The 15,378-nt window shown below is 73.0% G+C and carries 12 protein-coding genes and 1 pseudogene; 3 read left to right on the top strand and 10 right to left on the bottom strand.

Annotated elements, in window-relative coordinates:
- Together ACFP2V_RS06630 and ACFP2V_RS06625 are read right to left on the bottom strand one after the other, a co-directional pair.
- Nucleotides 1-1,032 (bottom strand): annotated as a pseudogene (locus ACFP2V_RS06630) (hypothetical protein); the annotation flags it as partial.
- Between the two features lie 319 nt (nucleotides 1,033-1,351).
- On the bottom strand, nucleotides 1,352-2,737 hold the full coding sequence (locus ACFP2V_RS06625; RefSeq protein ID WP_381206844.1) for a tetratricopeptide repeat protein: 1,386 nt from the start codon (nucleotides 2,735-2,737) through the stop codon (nucleotides 1,352-1,354).
- Between the two features lie 341 nt (nucleotides 2,738-3,078).
- Here ACFP2V_RS06625 and ACFP2V_RS06620 point away from each other — a divergent pair, with 341 nt between their 5' ends.
- Nucleotides 3,079-3,777: a bifunctional DNA primase/polymerase gene (locus ACFP2V_RS06620; RefSeq protein ID WP_381206842.1), complete on the top strand. Its 699-nt coding sequence runs from the start codon at nucleotides 3,079-3,081 to the stop codon at nucleotides 3,775-3,777.
- A gap of 339 nt (nucleotides 3,778-4,116) precedes the next feature.
- Here ACFP2V_RS06620 and ACFP2V_RS06615 read toward each other — a convergent pair whose 3' ends face one another.
- The gene (locus ACFP2V_RS06615) at nucleotides 4,117-4,998 is read right to left on the bottom strand and encodes an alpha/beta fold hydrolase (RefSeq protein WP_381206839.1); all 882 of its coding nucleotides are present in this window, start codon (nucleotides 4,996-4,998) and stop codon (nucleotides 4,117-4,119) included.
- A gap of 607 nt (nucleotides 4,999-5,605) precedes the next feature.
- A complete protein-coding gene (locus tag ACFP2V_RS06610) occupies nucleotides 5,606-6,298 on the bottom strand; it encodes a metal-dependent transcriptional regulator (RefSeq protein ID WP_381206836.1) in 693 nt (230 codons plus the stop codon).
- A 260-nt stretch (nucleotides 6,299-6,558) separates the two neighbouring features.
- Between ACFP2V_RS06610 and ACFP2V_RS06605 the strand changes: the two genes are divergently transcribed.
- The gene (locus ACFP2V_RS06605; RefSeq protein WP_381206833.1) at nucleotides 6,559-7,314 is read left to right on the top strand and encodes an SIS domain-containing protein; all 756 of its coding nucleotides are present in this window, start codon (nucleotides 6,559-6,561) and stop codon (nucleotides 7,312-7,314) included.
- A 493-nt stretch (nucleotides 7,315-7,807) separates the two neighbouring features.
- Here ACFP2V_RS06605 and ACFP2V_RS06600 read toward each other — a convergent pair whose 3' ends face one another.
- From ACFP2V_RS06600 to ACFP2V_RS06590, 3 genes are all read right to left on the bottom strand, one after another.
- Entirely contained in the window at nucleotides 7,808-9,220 is a 1,413-nt protein-coding gene (locus ACFP2V_RS06600; RefSeq protein WP_381206831.1) for a PAS domain-containing protein, read from the bottom strand.
- Nucleotides 9,221-9,363: 143 nt separating this feature from the next.
- Nucleotides 9,364-9,780 carry a RidA family protein gene (locus ACFP2V_RS06595; RefSeq protein WP_381206828.1) on the bottom strand — a complete coding sequence of 139 codons (417 nt, stop codon included), beginning with the start codon at nucleotides 9,778-9,780 and terminating at the stop codon, nucleotides 9,364-9,366.
- A gap of 361 nt (nucleotides 9,781-10,141) precedes the next feature.
- Entirely contained in the window at nucleotides 10,142-11,248 is a 1,107-nt protein-coding gene (locus ACFP2V_RS06590) for a citrate synthase 2 (protein ID WP_381206825.1), read from the bottom strand.
- A gap of 364 nt (nucleotides 11,249-11,612) precedes the next feature.
- On the opposite strand from ACFP2V_RS06590, the gene pdxH reads away from it, so the two are divergent.
- Nucleotides 11,613-12,299, top strand: coding sequence for a pyridoxamine 5'-phosphate oxidase (gene pdxH / locus ACFP2V_RS06585; protein ID WP_381206822.1), 687 nt, complete (start codon nucleotides 11,613-11,615; stop codon nucleotides 12,297-12,299).
- Between the two features lie 4 nt (nucleotides 12,300-12,303).
- On the opposite strand, the gene ACFP2V_RS06580 is transcribed toward pdxH, so the two are convergent.
- From ACFP2V_RS06580 to ACFP2V_RS06570, 3 genes are read right to left on the bottom strand one after another with little or no spacing between them, the layout of a single operon-like run.
- On the bottom strand, nucleotides 12,304-12,990 hold the full coding sequence (locus ACFP2V_RS06580; RefSeq protein WP_381206819.1) for a TetR/AcrR family transcriptional regulator: 687 nt from the start codon (nucleotides 12,988-12,990) through the stop codon (nucleotides 12,304-12,306).
- Nucleotides 12,978-13,712, bottom strand: coding sequence for an enoyl-CoA hydratase family protein (locus tag ACFP2V_RS06575; protein ID WP_381206816.1), 735 nt, complete (start codon nucleotides 13,710-13,712; stop codon nucleotides 12,978-12,980). The genes ACFP2V_RS06580 and ACFP2V_RS06575 overlap by 13 nt, the downstream gene beginning before the upstream one ends.
- Nucleotides 13,709-15,289, bottom strand: a complete 1,581-nt coding sequence (locus ACFP2V_RS06570) for a 4-coumarate--CoA ligase family protein (RefSeq protein ID WP_381206813.1) — start codon at nucleotides 15,287-15,289, stop codon at nucleotides 13,709-13,711. The genes ACFP2V_RS06575 and ACFP2V_RS06570 overlap by 4 nt, the downstream gene beginning before the upstream one ends.
- Nucleotides 15,290-15,378: the final 89 nt, after the last annotated feature.

Here is a 15,378-nt window from a genome sequence, read left to right as displayed (position 1 = left end):
CGGGTAGGCGGGCTGCTGGTGCTCGACGCGGGGCATCTGCTGGGTGGAACCGGCCGGGGCCTCGCCGCCGGAGGCGCGGAAGAGGTTGTCGAACTCGGCGGGCGGTTGCCGGTTCTCTTCGCCGGCGGGACCACCGGAGTGCGCACCGGGCGCGGCTCCGTACGGCGCGCCCTGGGGCTGGTCGGTCACCGGTGCCATGAACTGGGTGGCCTCGGCGTCGGGGTTGCCCGCGGGCGTCGGCGGCCCGCCGGCCTGGCCCTGCTCGGACAGGTTCGGGTACCGGGCCGCCTCGGAGTCGTGTGCGGCGGGCATCTCGGGAGGCAGCGCTCCCTGGCCCACCGGGGGTATGAACTGTGTCGCGCCCTCGTCCATGGGGGCGGCGGCGGGCACCGGCGGCAGGAACTGGGTGGCCCCCTCCGCCCCGTCGGGCAGCGCGCCCGTGACGCCGGGGCCGTACGCGCCGTACCCGGAACCGTGCTGCGGCGGCATCGGAACGCCCCCGGACTGCTGCCCGTAACCGTCCGGACCCCCGGCCGCTGAGCCGTAGGCGTCACCGCCGTGGTGTCCGCCGTAGCCGGGATCCTGGCCGGTGGCCTGCGGCGGCATCGGCGCGGACGGGCCGCCGGTGTTCGGACCGTACGAGGAGTGGGTGCCGTGGGCCCCGCTGCCGCCCGAGGCCTGCGCGCCCTCGGGCGGTAGCGGGCCCGGACCCTGCTGTCCCCCGGCCGGTCCCTGCGCGCCCCAGGGGGCCGGTTCCTGCGCGCCCCACTGCTGGGCGGGCGGGGACTGCCACTCCTGGCCGGGCGGCGCCGACGGTGCCGGCGCGGGCGGCGTCTGCTGCTCGGGCCCCCACGGCGTGCCCCAGGTCTGACCGCCGGGCGGCGCCGAGGCGGGTGCCTGCCCACCCGGCGGGACCGGACCGGCCGGGCCCGTCATGCCCGGCAGCAAGGGCTCGCCGCCGTCGGAGGGCAGCACGATGCCTTCGCGCGCGGGGCGCGCCGAGGGCTCCTCGCCCTGTCCACTCTGCGTCACCGGGACTCCTACCCATGGGGAACCTTGTGGATCGTCGGCTCACGCTACCGGGTCCCCGGAGCCCGGTGCCACGCAGCACAGGGCCTGACCTCATGCCCTGTGAGCGCGGTAACAGAACCGGATCACCACACGCTGTTCATGTCACCTCTCCCGCTCCGCCCCCGCATCAACTCCGCATTGCCCGCACGTTCACTCGGAATCACCCGAAATGTTCACCACCCGCCGGTCGCCGCCGAGTTCGCACGAGGACCGAATCTTGATCACACCGTGCCCCTGCTGCGCCCGGCCGCCGCGACGTGGCAGCGTCGCGACGTCGCGCTCACGCCGCCGCGGGCAGGGCCATGCGCGCACCGAACTCCCGTACCACCGGCTCCTCCTGATACGGCTCCAGCCGTTGCTGGAAGTCCTCCAGGTACTCGGCGCCCCGGTGGGACCTGAGCCCGTCCAGCAGTTCCACCGCCTTCAGGCCCGTGCTGCAGGCCTGTTCGACCTCCCGCTGCTGCACCTGTGCCGTGGCGAGCAGCACATAGCCGATCGCCCGGCGCCGCACCCGCGACTCGGGATGCCCGGCCAGCGACTCGCGCGCACACCGCGCGGCGTCCTCGGCCTGCCCCAGGTCCCGGTGACAGTGCGCCAACTCGTCGGACAGGTAGGCCTCGTCGAAATGGGCGATCCACACGGGATCGTCCCCCGAGGCCGGCTCGGCCGCCTCCATGGCGCCGATCGCGCGCCCGGCCGCCTCCTGCGCGGCGCGCGCGTCACCCATCAGCGCGTGCCCGCGCGCCTCCGCCGCACGGAACATCGCCTCCGCGCGGGGTGTCGCCCGCCCTCGCGCGCCTTCCTGCGCGGCACGCGCCAACTGCGCGATCTCGCGCGGGTTCCCGAGCTGCGCGGCCAGATGGCTCATGGAAGCGGCGAGCACGTACCCGCCGTACCCGCGGTCGCCGGCCGCCTGGGCCAGCCGCAGCGCCTGGATGTAGTAGCGCTGGGCGAGGCCCGGCTGCCCGGTGTCGATGGCCATGTACCCGGCCAGTTCGGTCAGTCGGGCGACCGCCGCGAACAGCTCCCGCCCGACGGCCTCCCGGTACGAGCCGGCGAGCAGCCCGGAGACGACGCTGTTGAGGTAGTGCACGACGACCGGGCGCACATGCCCGCTGCCGTACTGGTGGTCCAGGTCCACCAGGGACTGCGTCATGGCCCGCACCGCTCTCACGTCGGACTGCCCGACCCGCGGCCCCGCCGAGCGCGCCACCTGCGGGTCGGGGACGGAGATCAGCCAGTCCCGGCTCGGCTCCACCAGCGCGGACGCGGCGACCGAGGAGCCGGACAGGAAGTCCCGCCGGCCCACGTCGCTGCGCCACAGCTCGCAGACCTGCTCTATGGCCCCCAGTACCGTCGGCGAGAACTGGAGACCGACACCCGACGCGAGGTTCTTGCCGTTGGCCATGCCGATCTCGTCGATCGTGACCGTACGGCCCAGCTTGCGTCCGAGCGCCTCCGCGATGATCGCCGGCGCCCGGCCCCGCGGCTGCTGTCCGCGCAGCCAGCGGGCCACCGACGTCTTGTCGTACCGCAGGTCGAGGCCGTGCTCGGCGCCGCACATGTTGACTCTGCGGGCCAGCCCGGCGTTGGAGCATCCTGCTTCCTGGATGAGCGCCTGCAGTCGTTCGTTCGGCTGCCGCGCGACGAGAGGCCTTGCGGCCATGGCGTACCCCCTGAGGCTGCGGTGCCTGCCCGCGCACCGAGTTGACGTGCCTTCGGCGGCCGGACCCGCCCATCCCCTGACAACTCCCCTCGTGAAGGGACGAAAAGTTCCGGCCGTGAAGATCAATGCCCCACCGAGGTGCCGAAGATGCGAGGCATGGGCGAATTGCCGGGGTAACGGCGGATGCCGGCCCCGTCCTGGCTACCCACCCTTGGCTACCCACCCGCGGACACCGATCCCCCTGCGCGCCCCCGGACATGCACCCATGCGCCCCGGCCACGGAGCGAACACCCCTCCTCCGCGCATGGGCACGGGCGTAACCCCTGGTGACGGACGTAGTTGTGTTCATCGTGGAAGAGACGATCCCGGGCACCGACGCCGGACAGATCCCGAAGCAGCGCGGGGAAACCCTGCTGGACACCGCGGTTCGCTACACCGAGGAGCGACACTGGGACGTGTTCCCGGGCACGTGGCTGGAGGCCGTCGCCGGGGTGCACCGCTGCTCGTGCGGTGTCGTCGAGTGCCCGGCCCCCGGCGCACACCCGGCGCGCTCCGACTGGGCGGGCCAGGCGACCGGCAGTGCGACGGCCGTCCGCCGCATGTGGCAGACGTGGCCGACGGCCTCGATCCTGCTGCCCACCGGCCATTCCTTCGACACGATCTCCGTCCCCGAGACGGCGGGGTTCCTGGCGCTGGCCCGGATGGAGCGGATGGAACTGGCGCTCGGTCCGGTGACCCTGACGCCCGCCCGGCGCATGGAATTCTTCGTGCTCCCCGGCGCCGCGGCGAAGGTGCCGGGCCTGGTCCGCTCCCTGGGCTGGTCGCTGTCCCCGCTCGATCTGACCGTGCGGGGCGAGGGGGCTTACGTGGCGGCGCCGCCCACGCGGTTCGGGTCCAGGGGGGCCGTGCAGTGGGCCAGCAGGCCGACACCGGCGAACCGGTGGCTGCCGGACGCCGCGGAGCTGATCTCGCCGCTGGCGTACGCGTGCGGCCGGGACCGGCAGGACCGCCGGGAACGACGGGAACGGCGGGAGCAGTAGGCCCTGTCGTCGCACTCGCGTCGTCCGCCCGGAGGGCGGGCCCGCGGCGTCAGGCGCGTGCGCCGGGGCCCCCTGCTCGAAGAGCCTGGGGGAGCGTGCGTGGCGTCGCGCGGCAGACGGGAGTGTGCCGACAGGGACCACGGCGCTTCGGGAGAGGATCCCGGCGTGCACGGCGTACGGTGCCGCCCTCACCCTCCTCGGCCTCCGCCTCGCGGCGCCGAGCACGGCCCACCGCCTGCCGGAGATCCTCACGGCGGGCAGCAGGAGCTGAGGGGCGGGCAGCAGGGGCTGAGGGGCGGGCAGGGGCACGGGGCCCGCAGCAGGGCACGGGCTCGGGGATCAGGCGTCCTGGAGGGCGTCCAGGAACGGCTCGATGGCGGTGCGCCAGGCGTCGGGCTGGTCGTAGTGGACGAGGTGGCCGGCGTCGGCCACCTCCGCGTACTGGCCGCGGGGCAGCACCCGGACCATCTCCTGGGCCTCCGCGCGGCCCAGTTCGCCGTCGAGGCCGCGGACCACCAGGGCCGGGCACCGCACCTGGGCCAGCTCCTCCCAGTGCGCGTCGTACACCCAGGTCTCGCGGGAGCGGAGCATCTGGCCGGGGTCGAAGACCGGCCGCCATCCGTCCGGGGACTCGGCCATCACCTCGGCGTAGAACTCACCGCGGGCCGGGTTCGGCCGCTCCACCCACGGGTCGTCCTCGCCGAACCACTTGCGGACGTCGGCGAGGGTGGCGAACGGAACGGGCCAGGCCTTGAACCACTGGGCCCACTCGCGCTGCGAGGCGGCCCCGAGCGCGGAGGCCCGCATGTCACAGATGATCAGTCCGCGCACCAGGTCGGGTCGTTTGGCGGCCAGCTGCCAGGCGGTCAGCGCGCCCATGGCGTGGCCGATGAGGACGGCCGGGCCGAGGCCCAGCTGATCGAGGGCGGCCTCGGTGTCGTCGACGTAGGCGTCACGGGTGAACGAGGCCTGCGTGGGCTTGTCGCTGCGGCCGTGACCGCGCTGGTCCAGGGCGACCGCCCGGTACCGTCCGGAGAGCCAGCGGGCGGTGGACGCCCAGTGCGAGGCGCGGCCCATGAGCCCGTGGAGCAGCAGCACGCTCGAGGCGTCGCCCCCGGTGGGGTGCTCCACCGGGTCGCTGCCGGTCTTGGGCGGATCGCCGAACTCCCAGGCTGCGAGACGTACGCCGTCCGTCCCCGCCACGTCGATGCGTCGCGCCATCGTCTTGGCACCCCCAACTCGCTGCTTGCCGTGCCTGCTGTTGCCGCCCCACAGATTATCGAATGCACTTTCGAGAAAACGGTTCCAGCCGTCAACACCCCTCGTACGAGTGACACCGCTCGGGGATTGATCGCCGCGGTCGGGGGGAGATCTCCAACGGGAGGCGGACCTCTCGGGGAAATTGGTCCGCAGGGAATGACCCTGGGAGCTCGGGGCTCCGGGTCAGCACAGGGGAGGGCAGGCCCCGGCGCCGTGCGGCGCCGGGGCTCCTCACGTGGTCACGGCACATTCTCCCGCCCCTCCCCGGCCGGGTGACAGCGCGGTCGGCCCGGCCAAGAGCCCCTCAGGTCGCATGCCTCACGCGACAGCCTCGCACGCGAACCGCGCGAGCGCTGCGCTTCGGCGCACTCGGCCCGGATTCGGCGCGATCGCACCGGCGCCGCGACACCACCTGAGCAACTCCCTTTCCCAGCAGTCGAGTTGACTGGACGCGAACACACGCCCACCACCGCGGGATCACCACCGTGCCGGCGCCCGCCCCTGCCCGACCGCTGTCCGACGGCTGCCCGACGGCTGTCCGACGGCTGTCCGCCGACCGGACCCGGGACTACGGCTTGGCGACGAACACGTGGGAGGCGACGTCCGTCTCCAGCTCGGCCGCCTCACCGCCGCTGCCCACCAGCACGCCGCCCGCCGACTCCGTCACGCTGACCACCGAACCGGGCTGGACGCCCGCCCGGCGCAGCGTGTACATCAGCTGCGCGTCCGTCTGGATCGGCTCGCCGATCCGGCGCACCACGACCGTCTTGCCCTCGGAGCCCGGGTCGAGATCGGCCAGGGACACCATGCCCTCGTCCAGGAACGGGTCGGCGCCGTCCTTCTCGCCCAGCTCCTCCAGGCCCGGGATCGGGTTGCCGTAGGGCGACTCGGTGGGGTGCCGCAGCAGCTCCAGCACACGGCGCTCGACGGCCTCGCTCATCACGTGCTCCCAGCGGCAGGCCTCGGCGTGCACCTGCTCCCACTCCAGGCCGATCACGTCGACGAGCAGACACTCGGCGAGGCGGTGCTTGCGCATCACGCGGGTGGCCAGCCGGCGGCCCTCGTCGGTGAACTCCAGATGCCGGTCTGCGGCGACGGACACCAGGCCGTCGCGCTCCATCCGGGCCACCGTCTGGCTGACCGTCGGGCCGCTCTGGTCGAGCCGCTCCGCGATCCTGGCGCGCATGGGGACCACGCCTTCCTCCTCCAGCTCGAGGATGGTGCGGAGATACATCTCCGTGGTGTCGATCAGTCCGGACATACGTGCCCCTCGATGAGATCTGCGATTGGCTCTGCCGGAGGCTGGACGGCCCACCGGCGCATGTGCTGGCCCTGGACTCAATTCTGACGCATGGCGCCGACAACCGAGGCGCGCCGTGGGACGAAAGGTATGCGCGGAGTGATGCACGGTGGTACAAGGCCGCCGCGGAGGACTTCCCGGCCCCTCGGGCCGCCATATTGACACGGTACTGGTCCGGACCGCACGGTGATCGGCAGCAGTCCACCCCGAAGGGATGCCGCATGAGCGACCGTACGCCGGCCGGCCAGTTCCTCGATGCCGCGATCGGCCTGCTGCGCCGGGTCCGCGACGAGGAGGCCGCCTCCGTCGCGGCCGCGGGCACCCTGCTCGCCGACACCGTCGCGGACGGCGGACGCCTCTTCGCCTTCGGCGCCGGCCACTCCTCGCTCGCCGCGCAGGACATCGTCTACCGCGCGGGCGGACTCGCCCTGATGAACCTGCTCGCCGTCCCGGGCGTCGTCGGCGTCGACGTGATGCCGGCCACCCTCGGCTCGGCCCTCGAACGCGTCGACGGGCTCGCGAGCGCCGTGCTCGACTCGTCCCCGGCCCGCGCGGGCGACGCGCTGGTGATCGTCTCCCTGTCCGGGCGCAACCCGCTCCCCGTGGAGATGGCTCTGAACGCCCGCGCCCTGGGCCTGAAGGTCATCGGCGTGACCTCGGTGGCGTACGCGACGGAGACGACGTCCCGGCACGCCTCGGGGACGTATCTCAAGGACCACTGCGATCTCGTCCTGGACTCCAAGATCGCGGTCGGTGACGCGGAGCTGACCCTGGACGACGTCCCCGCCCCCTTCGCCCCCGCCTCCACCGTCGTCACCACGGCCCTCCTCCAGGCGGTCATGGCCACCGCGGCCGCCACCCTGGCCGACCGAGGCATCGAGCCGCCCCTCCTGCGCTCCGGCAACGTCGACGGCGGCCACGCCTGGAACGGCCGCATCCTGGAGCAGTACGGCGACCGGATCTTCTACCGGCACTGAACCGTTCCTGGGCAGTGAGCAGGAGTGAGTCCTGACTCTCCGGCACGCCCCGAACGGTCTTGGGCGCACTGGTCCTCCGCTTTCGCGTCCTGGGCGGCGACGCATATCACGTATGCGGTCCGTCCCAGGTGGGCGGAATCCCTACGACCCGGCCATGTGGGTGTGGCCAGAGGCGACGGGGAGGCCCCGAACCATCTCTCTGGTAGAACGGGGGCCCCGACTGCTGACGCCACACCCGGCGTCCCAGATCGCACCGAGTGCGTTACGCGCACCCAGCCAGGCACACCCACGGAACGTCACGCCGTTCACTCAATCGTGCCCATGTACACCAAAACGAGGTACCGGACCAGCAATTGTGTACCCCTGGCGCCGCGCCCGCCACCCCGTCACTGTCACCGGTCCGTCGCCGGGCCACCCTCACCGCTCCGGCCGCCCGTCACCGCGACCGCGTGCCCGTCACCGCTCCGCCGTCACCTCGGCCGCCGGGTCGGGGTCACTCCCGCCGGCCGGTCGCTCCCATCAGGTCCAGGGCCGTGGCGATGCGGTGGGCCACGTCCTCCGCGTACATCACGTCGGAGCGTTCGAACGCGTTGCGTCCCGGGCTCCGCAGAAACGTCACGGCACCGAGCGTCCGGCCCCGGCTGCGCAGCACCGTGCACAGGGCGTGCGCCGCGTCCGCCGGCCACTGCCGGGACACCGCCCACGCGTGCGCCTCCTGGGCCGTCCCCGCCTCCGCGTCGGCCCGTACGGAACCGGCCCGCTCGACGCACCGCAGGGCGGGATGGCCCTGGTGGTACCGCACCGGCAGACCCGCCTGCCCGGCGATCCTGCTCGGCCCCGGCGCCCCGGACGGGGTGGCCGCGATCCGCACCAGCCGGACCCGGCCCGCGCTCTCCGCGTCACCCGCGGCCCCGTCGGCCGCCCGGTCCGCCACGCGGTCGATCAGCGCGTGGTCGGCGAATCCGGCGAGCGCGAAGTCCAGATGGACGGTGACGGCCTCCGCCGGGTCCTCGCACTCGGCCGCCGCCCGCGCCGCCCGGTGCAGCTGCTGCGCCCGGAACCGCGCCAGCGAGGCCTCCTGCTCGCTCTGCCGGGCCTCGGTCACGTCCTGGAACAGCCAGCCCACGCCGAGCGGCACCGGCTCCTCCGCCAGCGGCGACGCCAGCCGCACGAAGCCGCTCCGCCAGCACCGCCGCCGCTCGCCCTTCGGCTCCCGCACACTCACCCAGATCTCGGCGGGCGCGGGCGGAGCGCCCTGGGCCAGCACATGGGTGAGCGCGCTCTCCAGCTCCTCCACGCCCTGCGACAGCAGCTCCCCGAGCGGCCGCCCCAGCACGGAGGTGCGCCCGGTGCCGAGCGCCTTCGCGGCGTGCGCGTTGATCACGGCGGGCCGCAGATCGGCGTCGACGAGGACGACGCCCCAGCTCGCGTCCTCCAGCAGCGCCTCGCTCAGCGCGATCGACCGCTCCAGGTCGATCTGCGCGTGCACCTCGCTGAACGCGCAGTACACACCCGCCGGCTTCCCGTCGGGCCCGTGTACGGCCGCGGACTGCGTCCGCACCAGCACCCGGCCGCCGTCCTTGGTCAGCAGCGCGAACTCGTGCACCTGACGGCCCGAGGCGTCCATGGCCGACATCAGTTGCCCCTCGACCTCCGCGGCGTCCGCGCCGCGCACCGCCCATCCGGCGAAGCCCTGCCGGCCCACGGCCTCGGCCGCGGTCCATCCGAGGATGCGCTCCGCCTCGCGGTTCCAGTGCGTCACCACCGCGTCCGCGTCGAAGGCGCACAGGGCGGCGTCCATACCGTCCAACAACGCGGCCAGCAGATCGGAACCGTCCGAACTCTCCCGCTCGGGCTCGTCGGGCCCCAGTTCGTCGGTGGTCCCACTACGCCGGGAAGCACTCACCTGGACCCCCTGCAGCTGCGTCCTACGTACGGCACGTCGGTCCGCCCACTCGCAATCATTCAACTTGAACGTGACTCAGCGCACATCGGGTTCCCGCAACATTGAGAAAATCGTTGTACGCCACCGGCATCCCCGCCCTCCGCTCAGCCGCCGCCCCGCGGCTTCCCGCCGCTCCCCCGCCGGGCGTCCACCTCGATCTCGATCCTCATCCGGGGATCGGCGAGCCCGCACACCTGCATGGTGGCCGCGGGCCGGACCTCGCCGAAGCGGCGCCTCAGCACGGGCCAGCACGGCTCGAAGTCCTCCCGCGCGGGCAGCAGGTAACGCACCCGCACGACGTCCGCGAGGGTGCATCCCGCCTTGTCCAGGGCCGCTTCGATGTTCCGCAGGCACTGCTCGGCCTGCTCGACCACGTCGTCGGAGATCGTCATGGCCGCGTAGTCGAACCCGGTGGTCCCGGACACGTACACCCGGTCCCCGTCCACCACGGCCCGCGCGTAGCCGATCCGCTCCTCGAACACCGACCCGCCCGCGATCGCCCGCCGCCCCGTGTCCTCCATGCGCCGCACGGTAGGTGACCGGCGGCGACACGTCCAACGGTCAATATCTCGAAAAACCGGTTGATCGGACGGCGGGACGGTTCCTAGAGTGGTGGCATTCCGGAAAGGAGGTGGTTCGGCAGATGTATTCATACCGGACGGAAGAGGTGGCTGCGGGCCAGTAGCCCGTCGCCGTACTCGGTTCGGCGCCGGACCAGCGTGTGCGTGATGCGCGCGACCGGCCCCAATCCAACGCAGTCGCCCGACCCGCGAGTCGCCGGTACGTCCGGCCGGCCCCTCCTTCGGAGGACCAGGCTCGCGGGTCGTCTGCGTTTCCGGGAGCCGGGAACCCGGGCCCCGGGCTCCCGTCGCGCCCCGGGTCTCAGGCCCGGTCGGTGATGTCCGCGTAGCCCTCGATCTCCTGCGGGTCGCGGCTGCCGGGGCCCACGTAGTGGGCGGAGGGGCGGACCAGGCGGCCGGTGCGCTTCTGCTCGAGGATGTGGGCCGACCAGCCCGCGGTACGGGCACAGGTGAACATCGAGGTGAACATGTGGGCCGGCACCTCGGCGAAGTCCAGGACGATGGCGGCCCAGAACTCGACGTTGGTGGCCAGGACGCGGTCGGGACGACGGGCGTGGAGCTCGGCCAGGGCGGCCTTCTCCAACGCCTCGGCGACCTCGAAGCGGGGGGCACCGAGATCGCGCGCGGTGCGGCGCAGCACGCGGGCGCGGGGGTCCTCGGCGCGGTAGACGCGGTGGCCGAAGCCCATGAGGCGCTCACCCTGGTCGAGCACCCGCTTCACATACGCCTCGGCGTCTCCGGTGCGTTCGATCTCCTCGATCATGCCGAGGACACGCGAGGGTGCGCCGCCGTGCAGGGGCCCCGACATGGCGCCGACGGCACCCGAGAGGGCCGCGGCCACGTCCGCGCCGGTGGAGGCGATGACGCGGGCCGTGAAGGTGGAGGCATTCATGCCGTGCTCGGCGGCGGAGGTCCAGTACGCGTCGACGGCGGCGACGTGCTTGGGGTCGGGTTCGCCACGCCAGCGGATCATGAAGCGTTCGACGATTGAGCGCGCCTTGTCGATCTCGCTCTGCGGGACCATGGGCCGGCCCTGGCCGCGCGCGGACTGGGCGACGTAGGAGAGGGCCATGACGGCGGCGCGCGCGAGGTCGTCGCGGGCCTGCTCGGCATCGATGTCCAGGAGCGGTTTCAGGCCCCAGACGGGCGCCAGCATGGCGAGCGCGGACTGGACGTCGACGCGGACGTCACCGGAGTGGACGGGGATCGGGAAGGGCTCGGCGGGCGGCAGGCCGGGGTTGAAGGCTCCGTCGACGAGAAGGCCCCAGACGTTCCCGAAGGAGACGTGCCCGACCAGGTTCTCGATGTCGACGCCCCGGTACCGGAGTGCGCCGCCCTCCTTGTCCGGTTCGGCGATCTCCGTCTCGAACGCGACGACTCCTTCGAGTCCGGGTACGAAGTCGGACATCAGGCGGCTCCTCATGATGGGGGCGGCGGGTGGTGGTGTGGGTGGGACGACCACGCGCCGACCGGTCGGTGAGTCGATCGGTCGGTAACCGGTCGACCTGTCGAGGTGAGTGCGCGTCCGAAGGCTCCACGGTCGTCATCGCGAGGACTCGCGGTCCGGGACGTCACCCCTGTGATGCCCGGCTGTCGGCCGTCCAACCGGATCACTGCACAGCACGATATCCCTGAGTGCCATTTTTGGGGAGGGTTCGCGGCACTCAGTGCCACATGATTGCGGACGGGCCTCCCCTCCCGACCTCCCCTCCCGACCTCCGCTCCGGACCGCTGCTCCCGACCTGCGGACGCCCCACCCGCGGCCTCCGCGCATGCGGCAGGATGACAGCGTGACCGATCGAGAATCCGTTCCCCTCGCTCTCGCCTCGATGCGCAAGCAGTACCGGGCCGAGGGACTCTCCGAGACCGACCTGGCCGCCACTCCCCTCGAGCAGTTCGCACGCTGGTTCAAGCAGGCGGCGACGGACGGCGGTCTCTTCGAGCCGAACGCGATGATCGTGTCCACGGCGGACGCCCAGGGACGGCCCAGCTCCCGCACGGTGCTGCTGAAGCACTTCGACGAGCGGGGGTTCGTGTTCTACACGAACTACGACTCCCGCAAGGGGCGCGAGCTGACCGGGAACCCGTACGTCTCGCTGCTGTTCCCGTGGCATCCGATGGCCCGGCAGGTCATCGTCACCGGAGTCGCGCGGCGCACCGGCCGCGACGAGACGGCCGCCTACTTCCGCACCCGGCCGCACGGCTCTCAGCTGGGCGCGTGGGCGAGTGGCCAGTCGTCGGTGCTGGCCGACCGTACGGCCCTGGACACGGCGTACGCGGAGCTGGCGGCCCGGTATCCGGAGGGCGAGCAGGTGCCGGTCCCGCCGCACTGGGGCGGCTTCCGGGTGGCCCCCCAGGCGGTGGAGTTCTGGCAGGGCCGCGAGAACCGCCTCCACGACCGCCTGCGGTACGCGGCCCGGCCGGACGGCGGCTGGCGGGTGGAGCGGCTGAGCCCGTGAGCCTTCAGCCCAGTACCTCGTCCAGCAGTGCCGCCCACTGCCGTACCACCCTCTCGCGCCGGGCCGCGTCGTCGGTGAGGAGGGTGGCGAGGCCCAGGCCGCGGGCCATGTCGAGGAGGCCCTGGACGGTCTCGCGGACGCCGGGGCGGGTCTCGTCGGCGGCGAGGAGTTCCACGGCGACGCGGTGGCTCTCGCGGCCGATGCGGGATTCCAGCTCGGTCACGCGGGGCCGCAGCGGCTCCTCGTTGGAGGCGGCGACCCACAGGTGCAGGGCGGCGCGGAACAAAGGCCCGGTGTAGAGGTCCACCAGGGCGGTGACCACCGCGCGGCGGTCGCCGGCGGTGGTGCCTTGGGGGAAGAGAGCACGCAGGGCGGTGGAGCGTTCCTCGGCCACGTACTCCACGGCAGCCGTGAAGAGGTCCTCGCGGGTCGGGAAGTGGTGCTGGGCCGCTCCCCGGGAGACGCCCGCGCGTTCGGCGACGACGAGGACCGTCGAACCCGCCCAGCCGTGTTCGGCGAGGCAGGCCACGGCGGCTTCCAGGAGGCGTTGCCGGGTGACCCGGCTACGGTCCTGCTTGGGGACGCGTTCGGCACGGTCGCCGCGGCCGGCACGATCGCCGAGATCACCGTGGTCACTGCGGTCGCTGCGGTCACTGCGGTCGCTGCGGTCGGTCGTGCTCACACCACCCATTCCGGATCCCGTCGTTCGAGGAAGGCCGTCATCCCCTCCCGCGCGGTGGCGGAGGCGAAGAGGCGGGCCGAGAGCGCGGTCAGGTCGGCGGCGTCCCGGTCGAAGGTCTCCAGCACCCTAGCCGTGAGCAGCCGTTTCGTCTCGGCCAGGGCCTCGGGGGCGGCTCGGCGCAGGCCGTCGAGGACGGGAGCGAGGACCTCGTCGACGTCCTCGCCGTACGCGGTGAGCAGGCCGATGCGGGCGGCTTCGACGGCGTCGAGGCGCTCCCCGGTGAGGTAGTAGCGGGCGAGCGCGCGCGGGTCGGTGCGGGGCAGCAGCGGCAGGGAGACGACGGCGGGGGCGACGCCGACGCGGACCTCGGTGAAGGCGAACGTGGCCGCGTCCGAGGCGGCGGCGATGTCGCAGGCGCCGAGCAGTCCGAGGCCGCCCGCGCGGACGTGCCCGGTGACCCGCGCGACGACCGGTTTCGGCAGTTCGACGAGCTGCCGCAGCAGGCCGGTGAGGTCCTGAGGTGCCGGCGGGTCGCGCAGGTCGGCACCCGCGCTGAAGGTGTTCCCGGTGTGCGTGAGCACGACCGCGCGGACGCCGCCGTCCCGGCCGGCGTCGGTGAGCGCGTCGGCCAGCTCGGCGACGAGGACGGCGGACAGGGCGTTGCGGCGCTCGGGGGCGTCGAGGCTGAGGGTCTCGACGCCCCGCGCGCGCGTGCGGCCGATCAGGGTCACGAGAGCTCCCCGGACCGCGCCCTGAGTTCGCGGCGCAGGATCTTCCCGGAGGCCGCGCGGGGGACGGCGTCGACGAACGTGACGTGGCGGACCCGTTTGTACGGGGCGACGTGTTCGGCGACGTACATCATGACCTCGCTCTCCGAGAGCGCGGGGGCGGACGGCCGGCGGACGACGTGGGCGTGCGGGACCTCGTTGCCGTCGTCGTCGTAGGCGCCGACGACGGCGGCGTCGGCGATGCCGGGGTGGGTCAGGAGCAGCGCCTCGAGTTCGGCGGGGGCGACCTGGAAGCCCTTGTACTTGATGAGTTCCTTGACCCGGTCGACGACGAACAGCCAGCCGTCCTCGTCCGTGTGGCCGACGTCGCCGGTGTGCAGCCAGCCGTCCTCGTCGATCATCGCGTCGGTGGCGTCGGGCCGGCCGAGGTAGCCCTTCATGACCTGGGGGCCGCGGATGAGGATCTCGCCGGACTCGCCGGGGCCGAGGTCCTCGGCCGGGTCGTCGAGGGCGACGATCCGCATCTCGGTGCCGGCGATGAGCTTGCCGACGGTGCCGGGGGGCGCGTCTCGCATGGCGTTCAGGGGGACGACGTGGGTGCCTGGCGAGAGTTCCGTCATGCCGTACGCCTGGCCGACGGGCGGCAGGCCGAGCCGCTGTGAGCAGGCGGCGGCGAGGCTCGCGTCCAGGGGGGCGGCGGCGCTGATGACGTGCTTCAGGGAGCTGAGGTCGTACTCGGCGACCAGCGGGTGCTTGGCGAGCGCCAGGACGATGGGTGGGGCCACGTACAGGCCGGTGATGCGGTGGTTCTGGATGGCCGCCAGGAACGTCTCCAGGTCGAAGCGCGGGAGGACGACGACGGTGGCGCCTTTGCGCAGGGGGGCGTTCATCAGGGCCGTCAGACCGTAGATGTGGAAGAACGGCAGCACGGCGAGGATGCGGTCGCCGGGGCCTGTGGTGATCAGTGGTGCGAGCTGGGCGAGGTTCGTGGCGATCTGGCGGTGCGTGAGCATCACTCCTTTCGGGGTGCCGGTGGTGCCGGAGGAGTACGGCAGGGCGGCGACGTCCTCGGCGGGGTCGATGGCGACCCGCGGCTCGGGGGCGGTGGAGGCCAGCATGTCGATCAGCGAGCGGTGGCCGGGCGCGCTGTCGCAGACGAGGACCTCCTCGACGCCGCCCGCGAGTTCGGCCGCCCTGCGCGCGGTCCGGAGCAGCGGGGACACGGTGACGATCCAGCGGGCCCCGGAGTCCGCCAACTGCTTGCCGAACTCCTCGGCGGTGGCGAGCGGGTGAACGGTGGTGACCGACGCACCCGCGCGGGTGGCCGCGTAGAAGGCGAGCGGGAAGGCGATCGTGTTGGGGCTGTGCAGCGCGAGCACGTCGCCCTTGCGCACCCCCGCCTCGGCGAGAGCGGCGGCGACGCGCCGGTGGAACCGGTCCACCTGCTCGTAGGTGAGGGTGGTGCCGTCGGTGCCGTCGATGAGCGCCGGGGTGCTCCCGAACCCGGCGGCGCGCGCGAGCACCGCGTCGTGGATGGGGAGCTCGACGGGTGGAACGTCTGCGTACTCGCTGCGGAACATGGTTCCTCCTCGCACAACGCTGTGCCGGTTCGGTACGACTCGGTACTCCTGGATATGCCGTGACGCCTCTCGGTCCTACTGGTTACTGC

It is taken from the genome of Streptomyces incanus (genome assembly GCF_042656345.1).
Lineage (GTDB): Bacteria > Actinomycetota > Actinomycetes > Streptomycetales > Streptomycetaceae > Streptomyces > Streptomyces incanus.
Note: the sequence above shows the minus strand (reverse complement) of the source record. Positions and strands in the feature narration are given on the sequence as shown.